We start from the raw sequence: 25,940 nt of genomic DNA, 5'->3' as shown, positions 1-25,940 counted from the left end.
GCCAACAAAGGAACTGACAGCGCCAGCGTGGTCCATTTCAAGAGGCTGCCGACTCGTTCGATCGTTTGCGTAGTCCGTTTCCCTTTCTGCTCCTGGAGTGCCGGATGGCCAATAACCGAGATTCCATTCACAGCCGCGCCGCAATCGCCGGGCATCCCCTGCACCCCATGCTGATCCACTTTCCGGTGGCAGCGCTGACTGGCTTGCTGCCCGTTGACCTTGCTCATATCTGGACGCTGGATGACTTCTGGTGGCGTGCGGGGCTGTGGCTGGCTGGCGTTGGGGCGCTGGGTGGTTGGGTGGCGAGCATCTTCGGGCTGATCGATCTGCTCACCGTGCGCGAGATTCGTCAGAAGATCACGGCCTGGTGCCATGCGATCCTCGCCGTGATGATGCTCTCGTTGGCTTCGCTCAACTGGTTGCTGCGCTATCAGAACGAGGGAGACAACATGCACCTCTGGGCGCTGTACCTGTCTGCGATCACGGCCGGGCTGATCTCCCTTGCCGCCTATCTCGGGGGGCGATTGGTCTACGAACATGCCGTTGGGGTCGATCTGGACAAGGTCTGACCCGGGCTGTGGATGAGGCTTGAATCGTTCGGTCATGGGCGCTATTCGGTTCGATCGAGCGGTTTGAGGTCTAGAACGGCTTGGCCAATACCAGCCAGAGCGTCGCGGTGATGAACGTCGCGATCGCCACGCCGAGAAAGCGGCAACGAATGCTCACGCTCTGTTCCGGTGAGCGTTCGATGTGCAGCACCAGCACACCGCACAAGGCATGGCACAGCACCATGCCGGCCACAGTACTGAGTTTGACGATCAGCCAGCCCGCCATGATGCCGTCGCGCAGAAACAGGGCGGTCCCCGACCCGATGGCAATGAGCGCGGCCGGCGTGCCGACGAGGTTGAACACCATGCGAGTGAGGTGGGCATGGTCCCGATAAAAAAGCGGATCTGAACGTCGAGTACCTGCGGCAATCAGCGCTGGCAGATACAAAAGTGTGCCGCACCAACACAGCAGGGCCGCGAAGTGCAGAAGTTTGAGCAGGGGCATTCGCGTCTCCGTCCGGCCCGCGGCAAGTCAGTGGTTGTGACAACCCTGTGCCGAGGCGGTTCGGAGCTAAACGCGGAGGTGTGAGGGCGCGGCCGCCTCCAACGGCCGTGGTGGCGAGGCGTCAGGCTTCGGCGTCGGGTTCGGCGCGCTTGAACAACTGGCTGCCACAGCGACTGCAGAACGAAGCGTTGGGCTCGTGGCTGAGCTTTTCGCAACTCGGGCAGCGGTGCTGCAAGCTATCGGCACGCATCGCCGTTGCCAGTTCCGCGGTGAAAATGCCGGTGGGCACCGCGATGATCGAGTAACCGGTGATCATCACCATCGTCGCGACGGCTTTACCCAGCGGCGTATGCGGAACGATGTCGCCGAAGCCGACCGTGGTGATCGTGACCACTGCCCAGTAGATGCTCATCGGGATGCTGGTGAAGCCATTCGCGGGCCCCTCGATGACATACATCAGCGTGCCGTAGATCAGCACCATGGTTGTCACGCTGAGCAGGAATACGATGATCTTCTGCTTGCTGCCACGCAGCGCAACCAGCAGGAAGTTGGCCTGGCTGAGGTACTGCGTCAGCTTGAGTACACGGAACACGCGCAGCATGCGAATCGCGCGCACTACGAGAAGATATTCGGCGTCCGGCAACAGCAGTGCGATAAACGCCGGTACCACTGAGAGCAGATCGATCGCGCCATAGAAGCTGAAGACGTATTTCCGAGGTTCCGGGTGGCAATAGATGCGCACCAGGTATTCGACCAGAAAGATGATCGTGAACAGCCATTCCAGCCCGTCCAGCAAGACGCCGTGACGCTCGCTGTAGAGCGCCACGCTGTCGAACATTACCACCACGAGGCTGGCGAAGATGACGACCAGCAGCCAGGTGTCAAACCGCTTTCCCGCCGGGGTGTTGGTGAAGAAGATGATCACGTACAGGCGCTCGCGCCAGCCCATCGATCGGAGGGCGTCGTTGTCCATTTGCGTAAGCTCCAGGTCTATCGGTGAACGCGAGTATCCCAGTGTTCGACTCGTCGCCGCAAAACATGGTTGCGGCCGGCGTGACGGCAACGTCGGTGCATTGCGCGCCGATTGCGTGACGAAACGTCGGGGTCGGAGGTGATGTATCGATCCCGCTTACCCGGACCATTCAGCCCCGCACTTTGCCTCGCGTCACGTTCCGACATAGTCTTACGTGTGCGCATCAAGCCTTGGAGAGCGACATGCCAGATTCTCAGTTGGTCGATCCCTTCGGCCGACGTATCACCTACCTCAGACTGTCGGTCACCGACCGTTGCGATTTTCGCTGCACCTACTGCATGAGCGAAGACATGGTGTTCGCGCCGCGTGCGCAGATACTCACGTTGGAAGAACTTTACGCCGTGGCCGATGCGTTCATCAGCCTGGGCGTCAAGCGAATCCGCGTGACGGGTGGCGAACCGCTGGTGCGTAAGGGGCTGCCGAGCTTGCTGAGTCGTCTGGGTGCGCGGGAAGAACTGGAAGATCTGGCGATTACCACCAACGGTTCGCAGCTGCCGACGCTCGCACCGGTACTGCGCGATGCGGGCGTCAAGCGCCTGAATATCAGTCTCGATTCCCTCAAACGCGAGCGATTCGCTGAGCTCACACGTCGTGACAAGTTTGACCAGGTCATCCAAGGCATCGATGCGGCGCGGAACGCCGGTTTCCAGCGAATCAAGCTAAATAGCGTGATTCAGAAAGGCCGTAATGACGACGAAGTGCTGGACCTGGTGAATTTCGCCGTCGAGCGGGGGCTGGATATCAGCTTCATCGAGGAAATGCCGCTGGGCAATATCTCCAGCCATGAGCGTGAAATTACCTTCTGCTCCAGCGACGAGGTGCGTGAGCGTATCGAAGCGGGCCATCAGTTGATACGCAGCAGCCACACCACGGGCGGTCCGTCGCGCTATTGGCAGGTGGCCGGCAGCGATACTCAGGTGGGATTCATTTCGCCTCACAGCAACAATTTCTGCGGAAGCTGCAATCGCGTGCGCGTCACGGCTGAAGGCAAGCTGGTGCTCTGCCTTGGGCATGAAGGCGCGCTGGACCTGAAGACACTGATGCGTCGCTACCCGGGTGATAGCGAGCGTCTGCGTGAGGCGCTGGTGGACGCGCTTCAGCTCAAGCCGGAAAAGCACGAGTTTCGTACCGATGAGCAGGTTCAGGTGGTGCGCTTTATGAGCATGACCGGGGGTTGAACCGGTCTATCGTGGCCGGACAGTCCGGTAGGGTGGGCGGGACGGGGTTCCGCTTCAACCGCTCGGCCTCGCGCGCGGGCGTGCCTTGATCAGCGGTGGGCTGAAGCCCACCCTACGGGGTATCGAGCCAGCGTTCCGTTTCAACCCGCCAGCCATCCTTTTAGCGATCCTGTAGTTTGGCCGGACGGCGTTCCGCTTCAGCCCATCAGTCCGTGGCTGCTTGAACAGCGCCTTGCCTCCGGCGCCGGCGGATTTCAGCGGGCCCTAGACGGATATCGTGCTGGTTCGTCCGTCGTCCATACACATTCGACAACTGCTTGAAATACTGCCTATCCGTCCCCGCGATGGCTGCAAGACGGCGTGATAAACTCCGCCGTTTTCGCGCAGCACCCACTCGATGCCAGGAATCTCGATGTCCACGGCGACTCTGCTTGTACATCTTCACGCCGACTGCCACGGATAGGCCCTCATGCGACTGAAAAGCATCAAGCTCGCCGGCTTCAAATCTTTTGTCGACCCCACCACCGTGAGCTTTCCGAGCAACATGGCGGCCGTGGTCGGGCCGAATGGCTGCGGGAAATCCAATATCATCGACGCCGTGCGCTGGGTCATGGGCGAAAGCTCGGCAAAGAACTTGCGCGGCGAATCGATGACGGACGTCATCTTCAATGGCTCCAACACCCGCAAGCCGGTAACTCAGGCCAGTATCGAGCTAATTTTCGACAACTCAGACGGCACCCTGACTGGCGAGTACGCGGCCTTCGCCGAGATCTCCATCCGCCGCCGGGTCACGCGCGACGCGCAAAACACCTACTTCCTAAACAGCGTGAAATGCCGTCGCCGCGATATCACCGATATCTTCCTCGGCACCGGCCTTGGTCCCCGTAGCTACTCGATCATCGAGCAGGGGATGATCTCCAAGCTGATCGAAGCCAAGCCGGAAGACCTGCGAAATTTCATCGAAGAGGCGGCCGGGATCTCCAAGTACAAGGAGCGTCGGCGCGAAACCGAGAACCGCATCCGCCGGACCCATGAGAACCTCGCCCGCCTGACGGACCTGCGTGAAGAACTCGAGCGCCAGCTTGAGCGATTGCACCGCCAAGCTCAGTCCGCCGAGAAGTATCAGGAGTACAAAGCCGAGGAGCGCCAATTGAAGGCGCAGCTGTCGGCGCTGCGTTGGCAGGCACTGAATGATCAGGTCGGGCAGCGCGAGCAGGTAATCGGTGACCAAGAAGTCGGTTTCGAAGCGCTGGTGGCCGAACAGCGCAACGCCGACGCCAGCATCGAGCGCCTGCGCGACGGCCATCATGAGCTGTCCGAGCGATTCAATCTGGTGCAAGGGCGATTCTATTCAGTCGGCGGCGATATCGCCCGGGTCGAGCAGAGCATTCAGCACGGCCAGCAACGTCTACGCCAGCTGCAGGATGACTTGCGCGAAGCCGAACAGGCACGCCTGGAGACCGAGTCGCATCTGGGTCACGACCGCACCTTGCTCGCCACGCTTGGCGAGGAGCTGGCGATGCTCGAGCCTGAACAGGACATCGCGGGTGCGGCCGCGGAGGAAACCGCGGCACAGCTCGAAGACGCCGAATCAGCGATGCAGAGCTGGCAGGAAAAGTGGGAGCGTTTTAATCAGCAGAGTGCTGAGCCAAGGCGAGCGTCCGAGGTGCAGCAGTCGCGCATTCAACAACTGGAACACAGCCTTGAGCGACTGCTTGAGCGTCAGCGCCGTCTGGATGATGAACGCGCCTCGCTCGACGGCGATCCGGAAGATGCGGCCGTAGCGGAGTTGACCGAGCAGCTCGCGGTTGGCGAGCTGAGCCTGGAAGAACTCGCTGCGGCGCAGGAGCAGACCGATCAGCAGTTGGAGGAACTTCGCGAGCAGCTCCAGCAGGCGAGCCGTGCCGAGCAGCACGCGCAGGGTGAGCTGCAGCGACTCAACGGCCGCATCGCGTCGCTGGAAGCCCTGCAGCAGGCCGCGATGGACCCAGGCAAAGGCGTTTCGCAATGGTTGCAAGAACAAGGCCTGGCGCAGCGACCACGCTTGGCCGAAGGGCTTCGCGTGCAGCCGGGTTGGGAGTTGGCGGTCGAGACTGTACTGGGCGCTGATCTGCAGGCGGTATTGCTCGACAGCTTCGATGATCTCGACATGACCGATTTCGAGCACGGCGATCTGCGACTCGTCAGCCCAGCATCTTCGGCGGCAATAGTTAACGGCTTGCTGGACAAGGTCGAATCGACCACAGACCTCTCACCTTGGCTAAGCCGTGTGCGGCCGGTGGATGATCTTGAGCAGGCACTGGCAGGCCGGGCTTCGCTGGGTGATGGCGAAAGCCTGATCAGCCGCGATGGGTATTGGGTCAGTCGACATTTCCTTCGTGTCCGCCGGGCTGGGGAGGCTGAGTCGGGTTTGCTCGCTCGCGGTCAGGAACTGGAGCGGCTGCAGTCCGAGCGTAATGAGCACGAAGCGAGCCTGGAGCTTCTGAGCGAGCGGCTTGCCCAGCTTCGCGAAGCGCAGCGCGAACAGGAAGCGCGCCGCGAGCAGCAGCGCCGGGAGCATCAGGATATTTCACGCCAGCTGGGCGAACTGAATGCGCATCTGTCTGCCAGCCAAGCCAAGCTCGAACAGCTGAGCCTGCGCCGTCGACGGCTGGCGGAAGAATTGGCCGAGCTGGCGGAGCAGCGCGCTCTGGAAACCGAGCAGCTGGGCGAGGCGCGTCTTCACTTGCAGGATGCGCTCGATGCCATGGCGCTGGACACCGAGCAGCGAGAAACGCTCCTGGCGAGCCGCGACGGCATTCGCGAACAGTTGGACCGCGTCCGTCAGGAAGCGCGGCAGCAGAAGGACCATGCGCACCAGTTGGCCGTGCGCGTGGGGTCGTTGAAAGCACAGCATGATTCAACACGCCAGGCACTTGAGCGGTTGGAACAGCAGTTCGAGCGAGCAGTGGAGCGACGCGAGCAGCTCAACCTGAACCTGGAGGAGGGCGAGGCACCACTCGAAGAGTTGCGCATGAAGCTCGAAGAGCTGCTGGAGCGGCGCATGGGTGTCGAGGACGAGCTCAAGCTGGCGCGTCTGGCGCTTGAAGATGCCGATCGCGAATTGCGCGACGCCGAGAAACGTCGCACGCAGGCTGAGCAGCAGGCGCAACTCTTACGCGGGCAACTTGAGCAGCAGCGGATGGAATGGCAAGCGCTTAGCGTGCGCCGGAAAGCACTGCAGGATCAGCTGCACGAGGACGGCTTTGATTTGCACGGCGTGCTCGCGACCCTACCTGGCGGAGCCAGCGAGCCTGAGTGGGAAGCCGAGCTTGAGCGTTTGGGCGCGCGGATTCAGCGCCTCGGGCCGATCAACCTTGCCGCAATCGACGAATATCAGCAGCAATCGGAACGCAAACGCTATCTCGATGCTCAGAACGACGATCTCGCCGAGGCGCTGGATACGCTGGAAAACGTTATCCGCAAAATCGACAAGGAAACGCGCAACCGCTTCAAGGAGACCTTCGACCAGATAAATGGCGGCTTGCAGGCGCTTTTCCCCAAGGTTTTCGGCGGCGGCAACGCTTATCTGGAACTTACCGGGGAAGATCTACTCGATACCGGGGTGGCGATCATGGCGCGTCCGCCGGGCAAGAAAAACAGCACCATCCACCTGCTGTCGGGTGGAGAAAAGGCGCTGACGGCTCTGGCGCTGGTGTTTGCGATATTCCAGCTCAATCCGGCGCCGTTCTGCATGCTCGATGAAGTGGATGCGCCCTTGGACGACGCGAACGTTGGGCGCTATGCGCGGCTGGTCAAGGAGATGTCCGAAAAGGTGCAATTCATTTACATCACGCATAACAAAATCGCGATGGAAATGGCCGATCAGTTGATGGGCGTAACCATGCACGAGCCGGGTTGCTCCAGGCTGGTAGCGGTCGACGTAGAGCAGGCGGTAGCGCTTGTAGAAGCGTGAGTGACGGCCGTTTCGGGGCGACGGTGAGTGAAATGGAGACTAATAAAAGAGCCATGTCGGGCGGTGCACATCTACCGTTCGTCGTGCTAGTTTAGAGCGCAATTTTTACGATGCGCAGATGAGCCTGTTCAGCGGCTGTGACTCTGCGTCTTTATCATCGATTTCAGGGGTTTAAGCATTAATGGATATCGGTCTGCGCGAGTGGCTGATCGTCATCGGCATCATTGTTATCGCCGGCATTCTTTTCGATGGCTGGCGGCGGATGCGCGGTAGCAAGGGCAAGTTGAAATTCAAGCTGGACCGCAATATTGCGAGCACCCTTCCAGACGACGATGAACCCACCGAACTGCTTGGTCCGCCACGTGTTGTGAGCCGCAACAACGAACCCTCGCTGGACGAAACTGACCTTCCTCCCATGAGTGCTCGCGAGTCAGGCAAGCGCCGCACCAGTGAGCCTCAGCAAGGCGACCTGCGCTTCTCCAATGACGACGCGCCCGTTCCCACCCTGCTCGACCCGGTAGCCGGTGAGGAAGCGGACAACGCGACCGAGTCTGATCACGACCTGCCTCCCGTCGAAGAAGTACTGGTGATCAACGTCATATCGCGTGACACGCACGGCTTTCGCGGCCCGGCTCTGTTGCAGAATATCCTGGAGAGTGGCCTACGGTTTGGCGAAATGGACATCTTCCACCGCCACGAAAGCATGGCGGGGAATGGCGAAGTGCTGTTCTCCATGGCCAATGCGGTCAAGCCAGGGACCTTCGATCTCGACGACATCGACCATTTCACCACGCCGGCTGTGAGCTTTTTCCTTGGCTTGCCCGGCCCGCGCCATCCGAAACAAGCCTTTGACGTGATGGTCGCCGCCGCCCGCAAGCTGTCGCAAGAACTGAACGGCGAACTCAAGGATGATCAGCGCAGCGTCCTGACCGCTCAAACCATTGAGCACTACCGCCAGCGCATCGCCGACTACGAACGCCGGCAGATGACCACCACCAAACGCTGACACCAAAACCGCTCTTCGGAGCGGTTTTTTTGTGTCTGACCGGGGTACGCGCCGACGCCCATCTGTAGGGTGGGCTTCAGCCCACCGGGACCTCACAGTGCGCCTGGCAGATCTGTGATTGCGCGAAACCGAAAGAGGCCCAGTCCACCTGATTCTGACGTTAGGGCCCATCTCACTGCTATGAAACCTAAGCGGCCCGTCGGAATGGCTTCATACATGTAGGGTGGGCTTCAGCCCACCAAGAACTTGCCTTCATCAACACGCTTCTATCGAAAGCTCTCATCCCATGATCGAACTGAACCGCCTCCCCATCCGCTCCATCCTCTATACCCATGCCACTCCCCAAACACGCTAAAATTCCGGCCAGAACATCAACTTAAGGCACTCCGGCGTGCTGACACGCGCGCTCGGTCCGGCCTGCTGATATGGCCCCGCATACCATGACGTCCGCCCAGACCGCCGCAGAACGCATCGCCGAACTGCGCAGCGAAATCGACGCCCACAACTATCGCTACTACGTGCTCGACGAGCCCAGCGTTCCAGACGCCGAGTACGATCGCCTCTTCAACGAGCTCAAGGCCCTTGAGGGCGAGCATCCCGAGCTGGTCACCCCGGATTCGCCCACGCAGCGCGTCGGTGGTGCGGCATTGGCAGCTTTCGGTCAGGTGCGCCATGAAGTGCCGATGCTGAGTCTGGGTAACGCCTTTGAGGAACAGGACTTGATAGATTTCGACCGCCGCGCCCGCGAAGGGCTGGATCTTCCGGCAGGCGATCTGTTTGGTGATGGCGCTGAGTTGGAATACAGCTGCGAACCGAAGCTAGACGGTCTTGCCGTAAGCCTGCTCTACGAAAACGGCCAGCTGGTACGCGGCGCTACCCGCGGGGACGGCAGCACCGGCGAAGACATCAGCGCCAACGTACGCACCATTCGTAATATTCCACTGAAGCTGCACGGCACCGGCTGGCCGGCAGTGCTGGAAGTGCGTGGAGAAATCTACATGCCCAAAGCGGGCTTCGAGGCGCTCAATGCACGTCAGCTGGAGGCGGGCGGCAAGCCCTTCGCCAATCCGCGCAACGCCGCCGCTGGCAGCCTGCGCCAGCTGGATTCGAAGATAACCGCCAGCCGACCGCTGGAGCTCTGTGCCTACGGCGTTGGCCGCAGTGACGGTGATCTACCGGGCACTCACATCGGCATCCTCGAAGCGCTTAAAACGTGGGGCCTGCCTATCAGTCGCGAGCTCAAGCTGGCGAAGGGCGTGCAGGAGTGCCGCGACTACTATCACGCGATTGGCGAAAAGCGCGACGCGCTACCTTACGAAATCGACGGTGTCGTATTCAAGGTCAATTCAACCGCGCAACAGCGAGAGCTGGGCTTCCGTGCTCGCGAGCCGCGGTGGGCCATCGCGCACAAGTTTCCGGCTCGCGAAGAAGTGACCGAGCTGCTGGACGTGGAGTTTCAGGTGGGGCGCACCGGCGCCATTACGCCGGTCGCGCGGCTGAAGCCCGTGCAGGTCGCCGGCGTGACGGTTTCGAACGCCACGCTGCATAACATGGATGAGGTTGCGCGCCTGGGCGTGATGATCGGCGATACGGTTATTGTTCGCCGCGCCGGCGACGTTATTCCGCAGATTCTTGGCGTCATCCCTGAGCGCCGCCCAGAGAACGCACGGAACGTCCAAGTGCCTGAGCATTGCCCGGTCTGTGGCTCGGATGTTGAACGCACCCAATTGATCAAGCGCAGCAAGGGGAGGGAGTCGGTCAGCGAAGGCTCTATATACCGTTGCGTCGGCCGTCTGGCCTGCCAGGCCCAGCTCAAACAGGCGATCATCCATTTCGTCTCGCGCCGGGCCATGGATATCGACGGTCTGGGCGACAAAATCGTCGAGCAACTGGTGGATACCGGATTGGTCAGTTCCCCGGCCGATCTGTATAGCCTGACGTTCGATCAGGTGCTGGCGCTTGAAGGCTTCGCCGAAGTATCCAGTCGCAACCTGCTCAACTCAATTGACGCCAGCCGCACACCGTCCCTGGCGCGCTTCATCTATGCGCTGGGCATTCCTGACGTCGGGGAGGGCACTGCGAAGCTGCTCGCGCGTGCGTTGGGTTCGCTCGATCGCATTAGCCGGGCTTTGCCAGATGTGCTGGTTTACCTGCCTGATATCGGATTGGAGGTCGCGCACGAGATCCACAGTTTCTTCGAAGATGACCATAACCAACTCGTCATTAAGCAGCTGCGCGAGCGTGGCGTGCAGCTGCAGGAAGAGGGTGAGGTTCATCCCGAGTTCGCCGCCTGCGCAACATTGGCTGAGCTGCTCGACAAGCTGAACATTCCCTTCATCGCCACCACCGGTGCCCAACGCCTCGCCGACCGCTTCGGTAGTCTTGACGTCATCATTGAAGCCGACTGGCTGGATTTGCGTCAGGTCGAACGCCTTAACGAAAAGGCGGCCCGCGCACTGCGGGATTATTTCGACGAGTCAGCCAACGCAGACCGAGCTCGCGCCATCGAGGCCCAGCTGCGCGAATTCGGCATGCACTGGCAAAGCGAACGGAAGGCTGCGGATAGCTTGCCGCTAGCGGGGCAAACCTGGGTGCTCACCGGCACGCTGGAAAGCATGAGTCGCGACGAAGCCAAGGCGAGGCTGGAGGCGTTAGGGGCAAAGGTTTCCGGATCCGTTTCAGCCAAGACCAGCGTAGTGGTAGCTGGCCCAGGAGCTGGGTCGAAGCTGGCAAAGGCCAACGAGCTGGGCTTGGCGGTCAACGACGAGGATGCCTTCCTGGAACGGCTTGCTGAACTTGAGCATTAACTCAAACATCAGCTAGTCGGCTTCGCACCGAAGACGTGTCACCTACCCCAGGTCACGGGCGGCTACGGCCTGCTTCTCGTGGGAGGTGCGTCCCGCGGCGAAATGGACTTTCCCTGTGCAAAGCAAAGCTTCGCGCAGAGGGCAGCCCTTCTACAAGAGCAGCGGTTTGACTCCAGTTTTATTAGGCAGCGCTCCCTCGCGGTGAAAAGGGCTTCCAGGCACTCTTAAAACAAACACTCCCGCACGGGCCTGCCGTCCACCTCGCGGCCTTCTGTTCATACATTAAAGATTTCCACCCAACGTCCGAAAACCTTCGCAGGCGGGCTCGCGTGTTTGCGGATTCGCCGGTGTCGTACAGGTTGTTTTCGGGGCTTGCAAAATTATTTTCGACTGCCTCCTAAAGCTCACCGAAACGACGCCGATAAGCTAATCGAATGCGAACTCAATGGGTGCCTGGGCAGAAGCCGGCCCGGAGTCGCAAGCTCAGGCAACCAAAGTAACTAGCGCCCTTGGAGGCACATCATGGCTCTTACAGTCAATACAAACATCCCGTCGCTAAATACTCAGCGCAACCTGCAGTCGTCGTCCAACGCACTCGCCACCTCCATGGAGCGTCTGTCCACCGGTAGCCGCATCAACAGCGCCAAAGATGATGCCGCCGGCCTGCAAATCGCGAACCGTTTAACCAGCCAGATCAATGGCCTTGGTGTAGCCGTTCGAAACGCCAACGATGGTATTTCGTTGGCGCAAACTGCTGAAGGCGCATTGCAGCAGTCCACTAACATTCTTCAGCGTATGCGTGACCTGTCGCTCCAGTCAGCCAACGGCTCGAACAGCAGCTCCGAACGTGAAGCGCTAAATTCGGAAGTTGGTGAGCTTAAGAAAGAACTAGACCGTATCAGCAACACCACAACCTTCGGTGGTCGGAAGCTGTTGGATGGGTCGTTCGGTACTACTACGTTCCAAGTGGGTAGCAGCGCAAACGAGATGATCAGCGTAAATATCGGAGAGATGAGTACCGAATCGCTGTCTGGAAAGAGTAACGTTACCAATGTTGCGGGGATTACCCCGGTTAGTTATACCGATGCGGCTACGGCTGCGGCTGGTGCGAAAACAGTGGCTGACGCAGCGGTTGTCACGGCGCAAACTGCGGTAACCGACGACGACGGCACTGATGCTGATGCCTTGGCGGTCAAACAAAAGACCCTCACGGATGCAACTGCTGCTGCCACAGCAGCTGCTACGGCTGCTACGGCGGCTGCGGAAGCTGCGGCTGCTGCTGAGGATCCAAGCGCTCTAATTAGCGCCGAAGTAGGGGATATCACTTACACCTTCGCATTCACCGCAGAGGACGGCACCGAAAGCTCCAAAGACGTAAAGGTGGCGGCAGGAAGTAGCCTCGACGACACCATCACAGCAATCAACGATGCGAATATCGGCGTCGGTGTGTTCAAGGATACTGCTGGCACTGGCATGACTTTGGTCTCTAAGGACGAAGTCAAGCTATCTACCAATGTCGCAAGCTCAATTTTAGCGGATGCTTCGGTTGCTGATGCAACTATTGACTCAACTGCGTCGTCCATGACCAATGTTGCAGACGTCGACGTTAGTACTGCTCAGAAAGCACAAGAATCGATTCTGCTGATTGATGATGCCATCAAGGCCATCGACTCCCAGCGTGCTGACCTCGGTGCTGTACAGAACCGCTTCGACAACACCATTTCCAACCTGCAGAGCATTTCCGAAAACGTCTCCGCTGCACGTGGCCGTATCGAAGACACCGACTTCGCAGCCGAAACCGCCAACCTGAGCAAGAACCAGATCCTGCAACAGGCTGGTACTGCAATCCTGGCCCAGGCCAAGCAGCTGCCGCAGGCAGTTCTGAGTCTGCTGCAGTAATAAGCAGAAGGCGTTAATGATGAGGGTAGGGCTGTGCTCTACCCTCATTGATTCATGAGAGGTGAATCAATGGACGTCGGAAAAGTTTCTGGCGGAACCGCACCGCAAACACAGATGACAGCTGGCTCGCCACCCAGCCTCCGCAAAGAGGCTGGGTTTTCTGCGTCCGATACGATTCAGCCAGTAACGGCTTCCGTAAAAGGCGAAGAGCAGGAAAGCACCGCTGATCTGGTCGAAAAGCTTCGGTCGCAGATGCAAGATATCCAGCGTGATCTGAGCTTCAGCGTCGACGATTCTACGGGCGACGTGGTTGTTCGTGTGATCGACGGCGAATCAGGCAAGATCGTTCGGCAGATACCGTCGGAGGAAATTCTTCGCCTTACCGAGCGGTTGGATGAGATGCGTAGTTTGTTATTCGAAGCCAAAGCGTGACGGTACGATTATTGTATTGGGCGTTCCGGCTAACAATTTCTTGACGAGGTAAGGCTATGGCTGGCGTAACAGGTATTGGTTCAGGCATCGACATCGACAGCATCGTAAAGAGCATGGTCGCTGCCGAGCGCGCACCAAAAGAGTCGCAGCTCGCCAACCTCGAAAAGAAGACCACCACTCAAATTACAGCTGTTGGCGCATTGAAAAGTGCCATTAGCGATTTCCAAACGGCGCTCGGCGGGTTGAACAAGCCGGAGCTGTTCCAGGCTCGCTCGGCCACTTCCAGCAAATCCGATCTGGTGGGCGTTACTGCCAGTACCACGGCTGGTGCGGGTAGCTATCAGGTTGAGGTGAAAAGCTTAGCGACGAGCAGCAAGGTCGCATTGCAGTCGTTTGAGAACTCGGTGGATCAGCCGGCTACTTTCGGCAGCGGGACGCTGACGGTAAAGGTGGGCCAGCAGGACAAGGCCCTGAACATCGACGTCGACGAAAGCAACAACACCTTGGCCGGTATTCGCGATGCGATCAACAAGGCCGGCGTAGAACTTGGCGTGTCTGCCACTATTGTTACGGATGACACCGGTGCTCGACTTGTGCTGAGCAGTACAGCAACGGGCAAGGGTGAGGATATTACCGTTCAGGCCACGTCGTCAGATCCTGCTGCGGGCCGTTTCGATTTGACTGATCTCGAAACCAGCGCGCTAGTTCAGAAACCCGAAGCGGACGGCTTGACCGCGGCGCAGTATCAAGATGCTCTGGCTGCGTATGCGGCAAACCCAGGGCCGAAGATGCTGCAAATGGCTCAAAGTGCCCAGATAACCGTCGATGGCATGGTGGTGACCAGCAAGACCAATAAGATCGAAGGCGCCATCGATGGCGTCACGCTCGATCTCAAGGTTAAAACGGCAGACAACGAACCGCTTACCATCAGTGTTGCAGAAGACAAGGCGGGCGTTAAAAAGCAGATTCAGTCTTTTGTCGACAGCTACAACAAACTGATCGGGGTGATCAACGCGCAGACCAAGGTTACAAGCGTGGGTGACGGCAAGGCGCCTGTTACCGGCGCTCTGGTGGGTGATGCCACGGCACGAACGTTGTTGGGGACGATCCGCGGCGAGTTGACCAATGTACAGGGTGACGGCGCGCTCCGTGCGCTGGCTGACTTAGGCATTACCACGCAGAAAGACGGCACGCTGAAGATCGACGATGCCAAGTTGAGCAAGGTAATGGACAGCAACTTTACCGAGCTGCCTGCATTGTTTACTGGCGAGAAAGGCCTGGCGACACGGCTGGATGGAAAGCTGAAGCCCTATACCGAAACCGGCGGTATTCTCGAGCAACGCAATAAACAGATGACGGAGACTATCTCCGGTATCGACAAGCAAAAAGAAGATCTCACCCGGCGCATCACCTCGCTGCAGGACCGGCTCTACAAGCAGTTCAATGCGATGGATCTGCTGGTTGGGCAGTTGTCCAACACGTCAAGCAGCCTTATTGCTTCGCTGGAAAACCTACCGTGGGCGGCGAGTAATTCCAAAAGATAAAGTTGCGTTGGTCGGCCAATGTGGTGGGCTGAAGCCCACCCTACGTTTTGACAACACCCCACCTGTAGGGTGGGCTTCAGCCCACCAGCGGAGCGCCACACGACCTGTCTCAAACGGCTAGCGCTGGTCTCCGATAACGGACTCTTGAAGCGTGACGCCTACCGTTCTGGTCTCGGTGCGCATACCTCGGAAACGCAGCCAGCGGCGCACGGAATTGCCAATCCTTACTCCGGTGATCAGCGAAGAATGGTCCGGTCCTCCAAGCTGGTGAAACTCTTCACTAATTTTCAATCCGCCGCCGAGGCGGTTTTTTATTACTGTGATTTATCCAACTGCTCTCAAGCTTGAGCGACCTCGACCGATAAGCTGTACATGCAAACTTGATGTGGCAAGGGGCTTATCCAGATGAACGCAATGACAGCAATGAAGCAGTATCAGCAGGTTGGCGTTAAGGTTCAGGTCAACGAAGCTGATCCGCACCGCTTGATCCAGATGCTGATGCAGGGTGGCCTGGATCGCATCGCGCAGGCTAAAGGCGCCATGGAGCGGGAAGCCTTCGCCGAAAAGGGCGTGCTTGTTGGCAAGGCCATTAATATCATCGGTGGCTTGCGCGACGGGCTCGATAAGAGTGTTGGCGGTGAGTTGGCAGAAAACCTCGACCGACTCTACGAATACATGACGATGCGCCTGTTCGAGGCGAGCCGGCACAACGATATCGACAAGCTGAACGAAGTTGGCAAACTGTTGGGCGAGATCAAGCTGGCCTGGGATCAGATCGCGCCGAAGGTATAATCGTCTGACGCGACGGATACAGTGAGTTCGTTGTTCTTCGCACAAGTTGAATAGTTTTGAGGGCATTCATGCAGTCACGCAAACAAGCGTTCGCTACGCTGGCCGACAGGCTGCGCGATGCACTGGCGGCAGGTGACTGGGAAGCCATAGCGGTGCTGGATGAAGAGTGCCGCACCCTCGTAGCCACCTTGCGCGATGAAGATGCGTTTGATGCTGGCTTACGCGAGCAACTCGCGGAGCTGTTGCGTTTGTACGACGACCTTCAGCAAGTCGGCCGCGCGGAACGAGAGCGCTTGGCGGGCGAATTGACTCGGTTGAATCAGTCGAAGCAGGTTAACCGAGCCTATAAACCGCTGGGGTAGGGCGGGGTTACGGCGACATCCGCGGATTGGAAATTAAGCACGCCTCGGTCGGAAGCGTTTTCCGGCTAAGCCTTTGGAGCCATGGCTGAACAGGTTGTTGGGCAGGTTGGTGGGCTGAAGCCCACCCTACGGGTGTCGTCGTGACGTAGGGTGGATGACGCTTCATCCATCCACCATGACACCGGTTCTGATTGCCAGGTATCAAAGCGCTTATCGATACTCGCACAGGTAAGCAGTCGCCTCCGCCACCTTCAGCTGAAACTTGCTATTCGCCGGCACGGTGAACTGGGTGCCAGCGCCGAACGTTTCGTAGTTTTCGTTGCCGGGCAATTTCACGTTCAGGCTACCGGCGACCACATGCATAACTTCCAACTGGTTGGTGCCGAACTCATAGTTGCCTGGCGCCATGACGCCGATCGTCGCCGGTCCGGCGGCCATGTCGAACGCGATGGATTTGACGGTGCCGTCGAAATACTCGTTGACCTTGAACATTCGAAACCTCTAAGGGTGCGGTAAAGGGCGGCCAGTATGCCGAAGCGGCTCGATGGCGTCATCAGGTCGCTGGCGTATCGAGTGAGGCTGCTAGCTCCGAGTGCTGATGCGGCCACGCTCATGAGCGGAAGATGAAATACACCGCACCCAGCAGGCACAGCCCGGCCCACAGGTAGTCGAGTTTCAAGGGCTGCTGCATGTACAACACGCTAAACGGCACGAAGATCATCAGAGTGATCACCTCCTGCATGATCTTCAGCTGGCCGATCGAAAGCTCGGTGTAGCCGATGCGGTTGGCAGGCACCATGATCAAATACTCGAAAAGCGCGATGCCCCAGCTGATCAGTGCCGCGATTACCCAAGGCTTGCCATTAAGCGTTTTGAGATGACCGTACCAGGCGAAGGTCATAAACAGGTTCGAAAAGCAGAGCAGGGCAGCAGTCTGTAGCCAGATGGGCATGGGGTGATACTCCGGGACGATGGCGGATCCTATTGATTCGTCACCTGCCTCGCAAGTGCCCGAAAGGCGCCCGTTGGCGCTAGTGCCTTTTGCGCGAACACTCATTATTATCGCCGCCCCGTTTTTCATTCGGACGATTGGAAATGAGTTGCCGTCCCGGTTGCGGTGCCTGTTGTATTGCCCCTTCGATCAGCTCGCCGATTCCAGGCATGCCTTATGGCAAGCCGGCGGGTGAGCGTTGCTTGCATCTTTCGGAACGCAATCTATGCGGATTGTTTGGCCAGCCCTCGCGGCCTGCTGTCTGTACCGCGTTCCAGGCGGATCACTCGGTCTGTGGTGATAGCCGTCAGGATGCTATTCGATTGCTCGGGTGGTTGGAGCAAGCGACCGCGTGATGTCGGGATTGGCGTGCAGATTAAGGCACGGCCGACGGCGGTGGCAGTCATAGATGCACATGGTTTCTTGGTGGCAAACCTGAGTCCTGAGTCGATGCGAAGCGGCCCGATGGCACTCTCTGGGTAGTGTCGTGGCGTATTGGACGTTAGGTATTGCCGCTGCGTTGTACCGACCGCACTTTCGGCCTCTTTCACCTCTCCAAGTAACGATTGTGGGGTTCAGTTGATCTTACGCAGGCTGTGGTTGGCGAATGGAATGTTACTCGCTGGGACAAGCTTCGCCCCGCGGTCGGCCAGCAACAAATCAGCCCCATAGAGCGGCATAGTGTCGGCTCATGGAGTCTCGATAGCACAGCAAAACGGTTTATTTCCAAGTGGCGGTGTCTTGGATGCTCGGCATTGCCACGGCGCTATCGTGAGGCGCGATTTCAGTGGGTTTTACCAGCCCTACAGAGTCTGCAGGTTTCGGTTGGTTTTATTCGGGTCGTGGCGTTAGACACAAAAAAGGCTGCCTCTTGGGCAGCCTTCTTCGTTTCGGCTAAAGCTCAGCTTGGCAGGTCGCGCTGCGGATGGCCGGTGTACAGCTGACGCGGACGGCCGATCTTCTGGCCTGAAGCGATCATTTCCTTCCAGTGCGAAATCCAGCCCACGGTCCGCGCCAGGGCGAAGATCACGGTGAACATGCTGGTCGGAATACCGATCGCCTTGAGGATGATGCCAGAGTAGAAGTCGACGTTCGGGTACAGGTTGCGCTCAGCGAAGTAGGGATCGTTCAGCGCGATCTCTTCCAGCTTCATTGCCAGCTCCAGCTGTGGGTCATTGATACCCAGCTCGCCGAGCACTTCGTCGCAAGTCTGCTTCATCACCTTGGCGCGAGGATCGAAGTTCTTGTAGACGCGATGACCGAAGCCCATGAGCTTGAACGGATCGTTCTTGTCTTTGGCCTTCTCAAGGAATTTTTCAATATTCGAAACATCGCCGATCTCGTCCAGCATGGTGAGCACGGCTTCGTTTGCGCCACCGTGTGCCGGTCCCCAGAGTGCGGCGATGCCTGCAGCGATACAAGCGAACGGGTTGGCGCCGGTAGAGCCGGCCAGGCGGACAGTGGACGTGGACGCGTTCTGCTCGTGGTCTGCGTGCAGAATGAAAATGCGGTCCATTGCCTTGGCGAGAACGGGGCTGATCGGCTTCACTTCACAAGGTGTGTTGAACATCATGTGCAAGAAGTTTTCAGCGTAGTTCAGGTCATTGCGCGGATACATCATCGGCTGACCCATGGAGTACTTATAAACCATGGCGGCGAGGGTCGGCATCTTGGCAACCAGGCGCACCGCAGAAATCTCGCGGTGGTGCGGGTCGTTGATGTCCAGTGAGTCGTGATAGAACGCCGATAGCGCGCCTACAACGCCGCACATAATGGCCATCGGGTGCGCATCACGGCGGAAGCCGTTGAGGAACGACTTGAGCTGCTCGTGAACCATCGTGTGGTTCTTCACCGTGCTAATGAACTTCGCCTTTTCTTCGGCGGTCGGCAGTTCGCCGTTCAGCAGCAGATAACAGGTCTCGAGGTAATCGGATTTTTCGGCCAACTGTTCGATCGGATAGCCGCGATGCAGCAGAATCCCCTGGTCACCATCAATGTAGGTGATTTGCGATTCGCAAGAGGCGGTGGACATGAAGCCGGGGTCGAAAGTGAAGCGACCCGTGGAGGTCAAGCCTCGTACATCGATTACGTCAGGCCCTACGGTGCCGGTTAGAACGGGCAGTTCGATGGCGTCTGCGCCTTCGATGATCAACTGCGCTTTGTTGTCAGCCATGTATGGCCTCCTGTTTTATGCTTGGAATCATCATGGCCCCCCACGCAGGGCCCGCATCACTATAGTGAGATAAATCTCAAAGTCAATTTGCGCGGGCCGCCTGCTGCAGAGGGGTTTTTGGGGTGAATTCGCGACATACAAAAGCCTATTTACGGCATTTACAAACGGGCGCGCCATGCGCCTTTAGTGGCACTTCACCACATTGTCATTAGCGACCTAACTGTTTATACTCGACGACCGACCGGCAGGGGCCTAACAGGCAGTTTCCTGTGGGTTGTCACTCGTGGGTGGCGGGTACCGCTGCGTGCTCTTCCCAACAACTTTGCCCTGCGTTTTCGGGGCTCTCAAGTGTGATAAAAAGCCGTGAAAAGCCAACGACCTGTAAACCTAGATCTTAGGACAATAAAACTCCCCATCACTGCTTACACCTCAATTCTCCACCGCGTGTCTGGCGTGGTTCTGTTTGTAGGTGTGGCGATCCTGCTGCTCGCGCTCGATGCATCGCTTTCTTCTGCCGAAGGCTTTGCTGAGGTTAAGGCGTACATCAGCAGTCCGCTGGCGAAACTGGTGGTCTGGGTGTTGCTGTCTGCATTGCTGTATCACCTGGTGGCCGGTGTTCGTCACCTGATCATGGACACGGGGCATGGTGAGACGCTGGAAGGCGGCAAGCTGGGCTCGAAAATCGTTCTGGCCGTTTCGGCGGTGCTGATCGTGTTGGCTGGAGTGTGGATATGGTAACCAACGTCACGAACTTTTCGCGTTCGGGTCTCTACGACTGGATGGCTCAACGCGTTTCTGCGGTTGTGCTAGCGGCTTATTTTCTCTTCCTGATCGGGTATCTGGTCGCGAATCCAGGGCTGGAATATGTCCAGTGGCAGGCGCTGTTCTCGTCCACCTGGATGCGCATCTTCAGCCTTCTGGCGCTGGTCGCCCTGAGTGTGCATGCATGGGTTGGTATGTGGACGATTTCCACTGACTACCTGACCAATATGGCAATCGGTAAGTGGGCTACCGGTGTGCGTTTCCTCTTCCAGGCAGTGTGTGGCATCGCCATGTTCACATTCTTCGTCTGGGGCGTGCAGATTCTTTGGGGTATCTGATTCATGGCTAGCATTCGTACTCTTTCTTATGACGCCATCATTATCGGTGGCGGCGGCGCTGGCATGCGTGCTGCGCTGCAGCTGGCCCAGGGCGGCCATAAAACTGCGGTGGTCACCAAGGTTTTCCCGACCCGCTCGCACACCGTTTCCGCTCAGGGTGGTATCACGTGCGCCATCGCCTCGGCTGATCCGAACGATGATTGGCGCTGGCATATGTACGATACCGTCAAAGGCTCCGACTACATCGGTGACCAGGACGCTATCGAATACATGTGCTCTGTCGGGCCGGAAGCCGTTTTCGAGCTGGAGCACATGGGCTTGCCGTTCTCGCGCACCGAGCAAGGCCGCATTTATCAGCGTCCGTTCGGTGGTCAGTCAAAGGACTATGGCAAGGGCGGGCAGGCCGCACGTACATGTGCCGCTGCCGACCGTACGGGTCATGCGCTGTTGCACACCCTTTATCAGGCCAACCTGAAGGCGGGCACGTCCTTCCTGAACGAATGGTACGGCGTGGATCTGGTGAAGAATCAGGATGGCGCCATTGTCGGCATCATCGCCATCTGCATTGAAAACGGCGAAACCGTCTATATCCGTTCCAAGGCTGTCGTGCTCGCTACCGGCGGCGCAGGTCGTATCTACGCTTCGACGACGAATGCCCTGATCAATACCGGAGACGGTATCGGCATGGCGCTGCGTGCGGGTGTGCCGGTTCAGGACATCGAAATGTGGCAGTTCCACCCAACCGGCATCGCAGGCGCTGGCGTGCTGGTAACCGAAGGTTGCCGCGGTGAAGGTGGCTACCTGATCAACAAGCACGGCGAGCGTTTCATGGAGCGTTATGCTCCGAACGCGAAAGACCTGGCGGGTCGCGATGTGGTCGCTCGTTCCATGGTCAAGGAAATCCTGGCGGGCAATGGCTGCGGTCCGGATGGCGATCATGTAATGCTGAAGCTCGATCACCTGGGTGAAGAAGTGCTGCATAGCCGTCTACCCGGTATCTGCGAGCTGTCCAAGACATTTGCCCATGTCGATCCTGTCACCGCTCCAGTGCCGGTAGTTCCGACGTGCCACTACATGATGGGTGGTATCGCCACGAACATTCATGGTCAGGCCATGACTCAGGACGCCAACGGCAACGACAAAATCATCGACGGACTGTTCGCGGTCGGTGAAGTGGCATGCGTATCCGTGCATGGTGCCAACCGTCTTGGCGGCAACTCGCTGCTGGATCTGGTGGTGTTCGGTCGCGCGGCCGGTCTGCATCTTGAGAAAGCACTGAAGGACGGTATCGAGCATCGCGGTGCTACCGAAACTGACCTGGACCTGGCCCTGAATCGCCTGGCCTCGCTGAACGAGCGGACTGCTGGGGAAGACGTCGCCTCGCTGCGCAAAGAGCTGCAGAGCTGCATGCAGAACTACTTCGGTGTGTTCCGTACTGGCGAGTACATGCAGAAGGGCATCGCTCAGCTTGCCGATCTGCGTCAGCGCATCGCTACCGTGAAAATCTCTGACAAGAGCCAGGCGTTCAATACAGCGCGGATCGAAGCGCTGGAGCTTCAGAACCTCTTGGAAGTGGCTGAGGCCACTGCGATTGCTGCTGAAAACCGCAAGGAGTCACGCGGCGCACATGCCCGTGAAGACTTCGAAGAGCGTGATGATGAAAATTGGCTTTGCCACACCCTGTACTTCCCGGGTGAGAAGCGCGTAGCCAAGCGGGCCGTGAACTTCTCTCCGAAGACAGTTCCGACTTTCGAACCTAAGGTCCGGACATACTGAGGTCGCCGATATGTTGCAAGTAAGCGTTTATCGCTATAACCCGGATAAAGACGAAAAGCCGTACATGCAGGATTTCCAGGTCAATACCGATGGTAAAGACCTGATGGTTCTGGACGTGTTGGCTCTGATCAAAGAGCAGGATGAGGGATTCTCCTACCGTCGCTCCTGCCGCGAAGGTGTTTGCGGTTCCGATGGCATGAACCTGAACGGCAAAAATGGCTTGGCCTGCATCACGCCGCTGTCGTCCGTCGTCAAAGGCAACAAGTTGGTGGTGCGTCCGCTACCTGGTTTGCCAGTTATTCGTGACTTGGCCGTCGATATGGGCATCTTCTATAAGCAGTACGAGAAGGTTCGGCCTTATCTGATGAACGATACGCCTGCTCCGGCTATCGAACGTCTGCAAAGTCCGGAAGATCGCGAGAAGCTGGACGGTCTGTACGAGTGCATCCTATGTGCTTGCTGCTCGACCAGCTGCCCGTCCTTCTGGTGGAACCCTGACAAGTTCCTTGGTCCCGCTGCGTTGCTTCAGGCCTATCGTTTCCTGGCCGACAGTCGCGACACCGAGACTGAGAACCGTCTGGCCGCGTTGGACGATCCGTTCAGTGTGTTCCGTTGCCGTGGCATCATGAACTGCGTAAGCGTTTGCCCGAAAGGGCTGAACCCGACCAAAGCAATCGGTCATGTGCGCAACATGCTGCTGCAGAGCGCAACCTGATGCGGTTCGGGTGTCTGAGGTTATTGACATAACTACAGGCCGGTAATGTTTCACCGCGACACCTACGGCGCCAGAGTTCGAACTCGGCGCCGTAGTCTTAGTAGGAATCCCAGCTCACAAAGCCGGGTTTTCGATCTGAAAATTTGATGACCAGCAGGAGCATCCGGGGTGGTTCTCGGAAACTATCTGCGCGGTCCGTAGTGGCTTTACCTGAGTCGCTGCTTCAGAACTTGGGAAGTTATGCTGCGGTCTCCACGCTGGTGGTGTCTCCTTATCGAAGGTGACCAGACATGCAAGAAAGCGTAATGCAGCGCATGTGGGACAGTGCCCACCTATCCGGTGGTAACGCTGCCTATGTGGAAGAGCTTTATGAGCTCTACCTGCACGATCCCAACGCTGTGCCCGAAGAGTGGCGCACCTACTTCCAGAAACTGCCCGTCAGTGGCGGCGCTTCGGCCGATGTTTCGCATTCGACAATCCGCGATCACTTCGTCTTGCTGGCCAAAAACCAGCGTCGCGCGCAGCCTGTTTCGGCAGGTAGCGTCAGTAGCGAGCACGAAAAGAAGCAGGTCGAAGTCCTGCGTCTGATTCAGGCGTACCGGATGCGTGGCCATCAGGCCGCACAGCTCGATCCGCTCGGCTTGCAACAGCGCCCGGCTCCTGCTGATCTGTCTGTCAATAATTACGGTTTGACAGATGCTGACCTGGATACGGTGTTCCGTACCGGCGACCTGGCAATGGGCAAGGATCAGGCGACTCTTCGCGAGATTCAGCAGGCGCTGCAGGAGACTTACTGCCGCACGATCGGCGCTGAGTTTACGCATATCGTCGATTCGGATCAGCGCAACTGGTTTATCCAGCGCTTGGAAAGCGTTCGTGGGCGCCCGACCTTCTCGCCAGAGATCAAGAGCCATCTCCTCGAGCGACTGACTGCTGCCGAAGGTCTGGAAAAGTATCTGGGCACCAAGTACCCCGGCACCAAGCGCTTTGGTCTGGAGGGCGGTGAGAGTCTGATTCCCCTGCTTGATGAAATCATCCAGCGTTCCGGTTCGTACGGCACCAAGGAAATCGTTATCGGCATGGCCCACCGCGGCCGCTTGAACGTGCTGGTGAATACCTTCGGCAAGAACCCTCGTGACCTCTTCGACGAGTTCGAAGGCAAGAAGGTAGAAGGGCTCAGCTCCGGTGACGTTAAGTATCACCAAGGGTTCTCGTCGAACGTGATGAGCCCGGGCGGCGAAATCCATCTTGCGATGGCGTTCAACCCGTCTCACCTGGAAATCGTTTCGCCAGTAGTAGAGGGTTCCGTTCGTGCCCGTCAGGACCGTCGTTGTGACCCGGTTGGTGACAAGGTTCTGCCTGTGACCATCCATGGCGACGCCGCGGTTGCTGGGCAAGGTGTGGTGATGGAAACCTTCCAGATGTCCCAGACCCGAGCCTATCGGACTGGTGGCACCATCCGCATCGTGATCAACAATCAGGTCGGCTTCACTACCAACAAGCAGGAAGACGCGCGCTCCACCGAGTACGCGACCGACGTCGCTAAGATGATTCAGGCGCCGATTTTCCACGTGAACGCGGACGATCCGGAAGCCGTTCTCTTTGTCACGCAGCTGGCTGTCGATTACCGCATGCAGTTCAAGCGTGACATCGTCATCGATCTCATCTGCTACCGTCGCCGTGGCCATAATGAGGCCGACGAGCCGAGCGGCACCCAGCCGCTCATGTATCAGAAGATTGCCAAGCAGCGCACCACTCGTGAGCTGTATGCGGACTCGCTGATCCAGTCGAACGTACTGGAAGACGCGCAGGTCCAGGCGAAGATCGACGAGTACCGAACCGCTCTCGACAACGGCCTACATGTGGTCAAGAGCTTGGTGAAGGAGCCCAACAAGGAGCTCTTCGTTGATTGGCGGCCTTACCTTGGGCACGCCTGGACCGCCCGTCACGATACGCGTTTCGAACTGAAGGCCCTGCAGGAGCTGTCCAACAAAATGTTGGCCGTTCCGGAAGGCTTCGTGGTTCAGCGTCAGGTATCGAAGATACTTGAAGACCGGCAGAAGATGGGTGCCGGTGCGTTGGCGATCAACTGGGGGTACGCCGAGACACTGGCTTACGCGACCTTGTTGTTCGAAGGCCATCCGGTACGAATCAGTGGTCAGGATGTGGGACGCGGGACCTTCTCGCACCGCCATGCCGCGCTGCACAATCAGAAGGACGGTAGTACCTACATACCGCTGCAGCACCTTTACGAAGGGCAGCCACGTTTCGATCTGTATGACTCCTTCCTATCGGAAGAAGCCGTACTGGCGTTCGAATACGGCTATGCCACTACCATGCCCAATGCTCTGGTAGTCTGGGAGGCTCAGTTCGGTGACTTTGCCAACGGTGCTCAGGTCGTCATCGATCAGTTCATCACCAGTGGTGAGCATAAGTGGGGCCGCCTTTGCGGTCTGACCATGTTGCTACCGCACGGCTACGAAGGGCAGGGGCCGGAGCACTCGTCCGCCCGCCTTGAGCGTTATCTGCAGCTTTGTGCAGAGCACAACATCCAGGTTTGTGTGCCGACCACGCCGGCGCAGGTCTATCACATGCTGCGTCGTCAGGCGATCCGGCCGCTGCGTAAGCCGCTTGTAGCCCTGACGCCTAAGTCGTTGCTGCGTCATAAGCTGGCGACTTCCACGCTAGAAGAGCTGACTCAGGGGTCGTTCCTGACGGTCATTCCGGAAATCGATCAGATCGAGCCGAGCAAGGTCGAACGTCTGATCATGTGCAGCGGTAAGGTCTACTACGATCTACTGGATAAACGTCGCAACGAAGGCCGCGAGGATATCGCGATCATTCGTCTCGAGCAGCTGTACCCGTTCCCGGAAGAGGATTTGGCCGAAGTGCTCGCACCGTACCAAAACCTCAAGAGCATCGTCTGGTGTCAGGAAGAGCCGATGAACCAGGGCGCGTGGTATTGCAGTCAGCACCATATGCGTCGTGTTGCGGTGGCGCACAAGAAGGAGCTGTTCCTGCAGTACGCGGGGCGTGATGCATCCGCTGCACCTGCGGTCGGCTATGCCTCCATGCATGCGGAGCAGCAAGAAAAGCTGCTGCAGGATGCGTTCACCGTTTAAAT

At 58.3% G+C, this 25,940-nt stretch carries 21 protein-coding genes; 16 read left to right on the top strand and 5 right to left on the bottom strand.

Features of this window, described 5'->3' with window-relative positions:
* The first annotated feature begins 104 nt into the window (after positions 1-104).
* Positions 105-569, top strand: a complete 465-nt coding sequence (locus K4O48_RS11660; RefSeq protein WP_222908389.1) for a DUF2231 domain-containing protein — start codon at positions 105-107, stop codon at positions 567-569.
* Between the two features lie 70 nt (positions 570-639).
* Here K4O48_RS11660 and K4O48_RS11655 read toward each other — a convergent pair whose 3' ends face one another.
* Both K4O48_RS11655 and K4O48_RS11650 read right to left on the bottom strand, forming a co-directional pair.
* The gene (locus K4O48_RS11655; RefSeq protein ID WP_222908387.1) at positions 640-1,053 is read right to left on the bottom strand and encodes a CopD family protein; all 414 of its coding nucleotides are present in this window, start codon (positions 1,051-1,053) and stop codon (positions 640-642) included.
* Between the two features lie 121 nt (positions 1,054-1,174).
* Positions 1,175-2,026, bottom strand: coding sequence for an ion transporter (locus tag K4O48_RS11650; protein ID WP_222908385.1), 852 nt, complete (start codon positions 2,024-2,026; stop codon positions 1,175-1,177).
* Positions 2,027-2,268: 242 nt separating this feature from the next.
* Here K4O48_RS11650 and moaA point away from each other — a divergent pair, with 242 nt between their 5' ends.
* The 9 genes from moaA (at position 2,269) to K4O48_RS11605 (ending at position 16,061) form a co-directional block, all read left to right on the top strand.
* Positions 2,269-3,264, top strand: a complete 996-nt coding sequence (moaA, locus tag K4O48_RS11645) for a GTP 3',8-cyclase MoaA (RefSeq protein ID WP_222908383.1) — start codon at positions 2,269-2,271, stop codon at positions 3,262-3,264.
* Positions 3,265-3,733: 469 nt separating this feature from the next.
* Positions 3,734-7,219: a chromosome segregation protein SMC gene (gene smc, locus K4O48_RS11640; RefSeq protein WP_222908382.1), complete on the top strand. Its 3,486-nt coding sequence runs from the start codon at positions 3,734-3,736 to the stop codon at positions 7,217-7,219.
* Between the two features lie 181 nt (positions 7,220-7,400).
* Positions 7,401-8,225 (top strand): cell division protein ZipA, encoded by an 825-nt coding sequence (gene zipA, locus K4O48_RS11635; protein WP_222908381.1) that lies wholly within the window; start codon positions 7,401-7,403, stop codon positions 8,223-8,225.
* A 440-nt stretch (positions 8,226-8,665) separates the two neighbouring features.
* Positions 8,666-11,032: an NAD-dependent DNA ligase LigA gene (gene ligA, locus K4O48_RS11630; protein ID WP_222912077.1), complete on the top strand. Its 2,367-nt coding sequence runs from the start codon at positions 8,666-8,668 to the stop codon at positions 11,030-11,032.
* A gap of 522 nt (positions 11,033-11,554) precedes the next feature.
* Positions 11,555-12,931: a flagellin gene (locus K4O48_RS11625; protein ID WP_222908380.1), complete on the top strand. Its 1,377-nt coding sequence runs from the start codon at positions 11,555-11,557 to the stop codon at positions 12,929-12,931.
* Positions 12,932-13,000: 69 nt separating this feature from the next.
* Positions 13,001-13,363 carry a flagellar protein FlaG gene (locus K4O48_RS11620; RefSeq protein ID WP_260523614.1) on the top strand — a complete coding sequence of 121 codons (363 nt, stop codon included), beginning with the start codon at positions 13,001-13,003 and terminating at the stop codon, positions 13,361-13,363.
* Positions 13,364-13,419: 56 nt separating this feature from the next.
* Entirely contained in the window at positions 13,420-14,907 is a 1,488-nt protein-coding gene (gene fliD / locus K4O48_RS11615) for a flagellar filament capping protein FliD (RefSeq protein WP_222908379.1), read from the top strand.
* A 405-nt stretch (positions 14,908-15,312) separates the two neighbouring features.
* Complete coding sequence (gene fliS, locus K4O48_RS11610; protein WP_222908378.1) at positions 15,313-15,699, top strand: flagellar export chaperone FliS; 387 nt, start codon at positions 15,313-15,315, stop codon at positions 15,697-15,699.
* Between the two features lie 68 nt (positions 15,700-15,767).
* Positions 15,768-16,061: a flagellar protein FliT gene (locus K4O48_RS11605; RefSeq protein WP_222908377.1), complete on the top strand. Its 294-nt coding sequence runs from the start codon at positions 15,768-15,770 to the stop codon at positions 16,059-16,061.
* A 210-nt stretch (positions 16,062-16,271) separates the two neighbouring features.
* Here K4O48_RS11605 and K4O48_RS11600 read toward each other — a convergent pair whose 3' ends face one another.
* Positions 16,272-16,553, bottom strand: a complete 282-nt coding sequence (locus K4O48_RS11600) for a pyrimidine/purine nucleoside phosphorylase (protein ID WP_222908375.1) — start codon at positions 16,551-16,553, stop codon at positions 16,272-16,274.
* Between the two features lie 118 nt (positions 16,554-16,671).
* Positions 16,672-17,013, bottom strand: coding sequence for a DMT family protein (locus K4O48_RS11595; RefSeq protein ID WP_090519739.1), 342 nt, complete (start codon positions 17,011-17,013; stop codon positions 16,672-16,674).
* A 143-nt stretch (positions 17,014-17,156) separates the two neighbouring features.
* Between K4O48_RS11595 and K4O48_RS20490 the strand changes: the two genes are divergently transcribed.
* Positions 17,157-17,408 carry a YkgJ family cysteine cluster protein gene (locus K4O48_RS20490; RefSeq protein ID WP_090519741.1) on the top strand — a complete coding sequence of 84 codons (252 nt, stop codon included), beginning with the start codon at positions 17,157-17,159 and terminating at the stop codon, positions 17,406-17,408.
* A gap of 545 nt (positions 17,409-17,953) precedes the next feature.
* Here the strand turns inward: K4O48_RS20490 and gltA are convergent.
* A complete protein-coding gene (gene gltA / locus K4O48_RS11590; protein WP_222908373.1) occupies positions 17,954-19,225 on the bottom strand; it encodes a citrate synthase in 1,272 nt (423 codons plus the stop codon).
* A 363-nt stretch (positions 19,226-19,588) separates the two neighbouring features.
* Here gltA and sdhC point away from each other — a divergent pair, with 363 nt between their 5' ends.
* From sdhC to K4O48_RS11565, 5 genes are all read left to right on the top strand, one after another.
* Complete coding sequence (gene sdhC, locus K4O48_RS11585) at positions 19,589-19,963, top strand: succinate dehydrogenase, cytochrome b556 subunit (protein ID WP_222908371.1); 375 nt, start codon at positions 19,589-19,591, stop codon at positions 19,961-19,963.
* The gene (sdhD, locus tag K4O48_RS11580) at positions 19,957-20,325 is read left to right on the top strand and encodes a succinate dehydrogenase, hydrophobic membrane anchor protein (RefSeq protein WP_222908369.1); all 369 of its coding nucleotides are present in this window, start codon (positions 19,957-19,959) and stop codon (positions 20,323-20,325) included. Before sdhC ends, sdhD begins: the two co-directional genes overlap by 7 nt.
* Positions 20,326-20,328: 3 nt before the next feature.
* Positions 20,329-22,101, top strand: a complete 1,773-nt coding sequence (sdhA, locus tag K4O48_RS11575; RefSeq protein WP_222908368.1) for a succinate dehydrogenase flavoprotein subunit — start codon at positions 20,329-20,331, stop codon at positions 22,099-22,101.
* A 10-nt stretch (positions 22,102-22,111) separates the two neighbouring features.
* Entirely contained in the window at positions 22,112-22,816 is a 705-nt protein-coding gene (locus K4O48_RS11570; protein ID WP_168423915.1) for a succinate dehydrogenase iron-sulfur subunit, read from the top strand.
* 290 nt (positions 22,817-23,106) lie between these two features.
* Complete coding sequence (locus K4O48_RS11565; protein WP_222908367.1) at positions 23,107-25,938, top strand: 2-oxoglutarate dehydrogenase E1 component; 2,832 nt, start codon at positions 23,107-23,109, stop codon at positions 25,936-25,938.
* Positions 25,939-25,940 lie beyond the last annotated feature (2 nt).

Source organism: Pseudomonas sp. DNDY-54, assembly GCF_019880365.1.
In the GTDB taxonomy this organism is placed as follows: domain Bacteria; phylum Pseudomonadota; class Gammaproteobacteria; order Pseudomonadales; family Pseudomonadaceae; genus Stutzerimonas; species Stutzerimonas stutzeri_P.
This window is presented reverse-complemented; position numbering and strand designations above follow the sequence as displayed.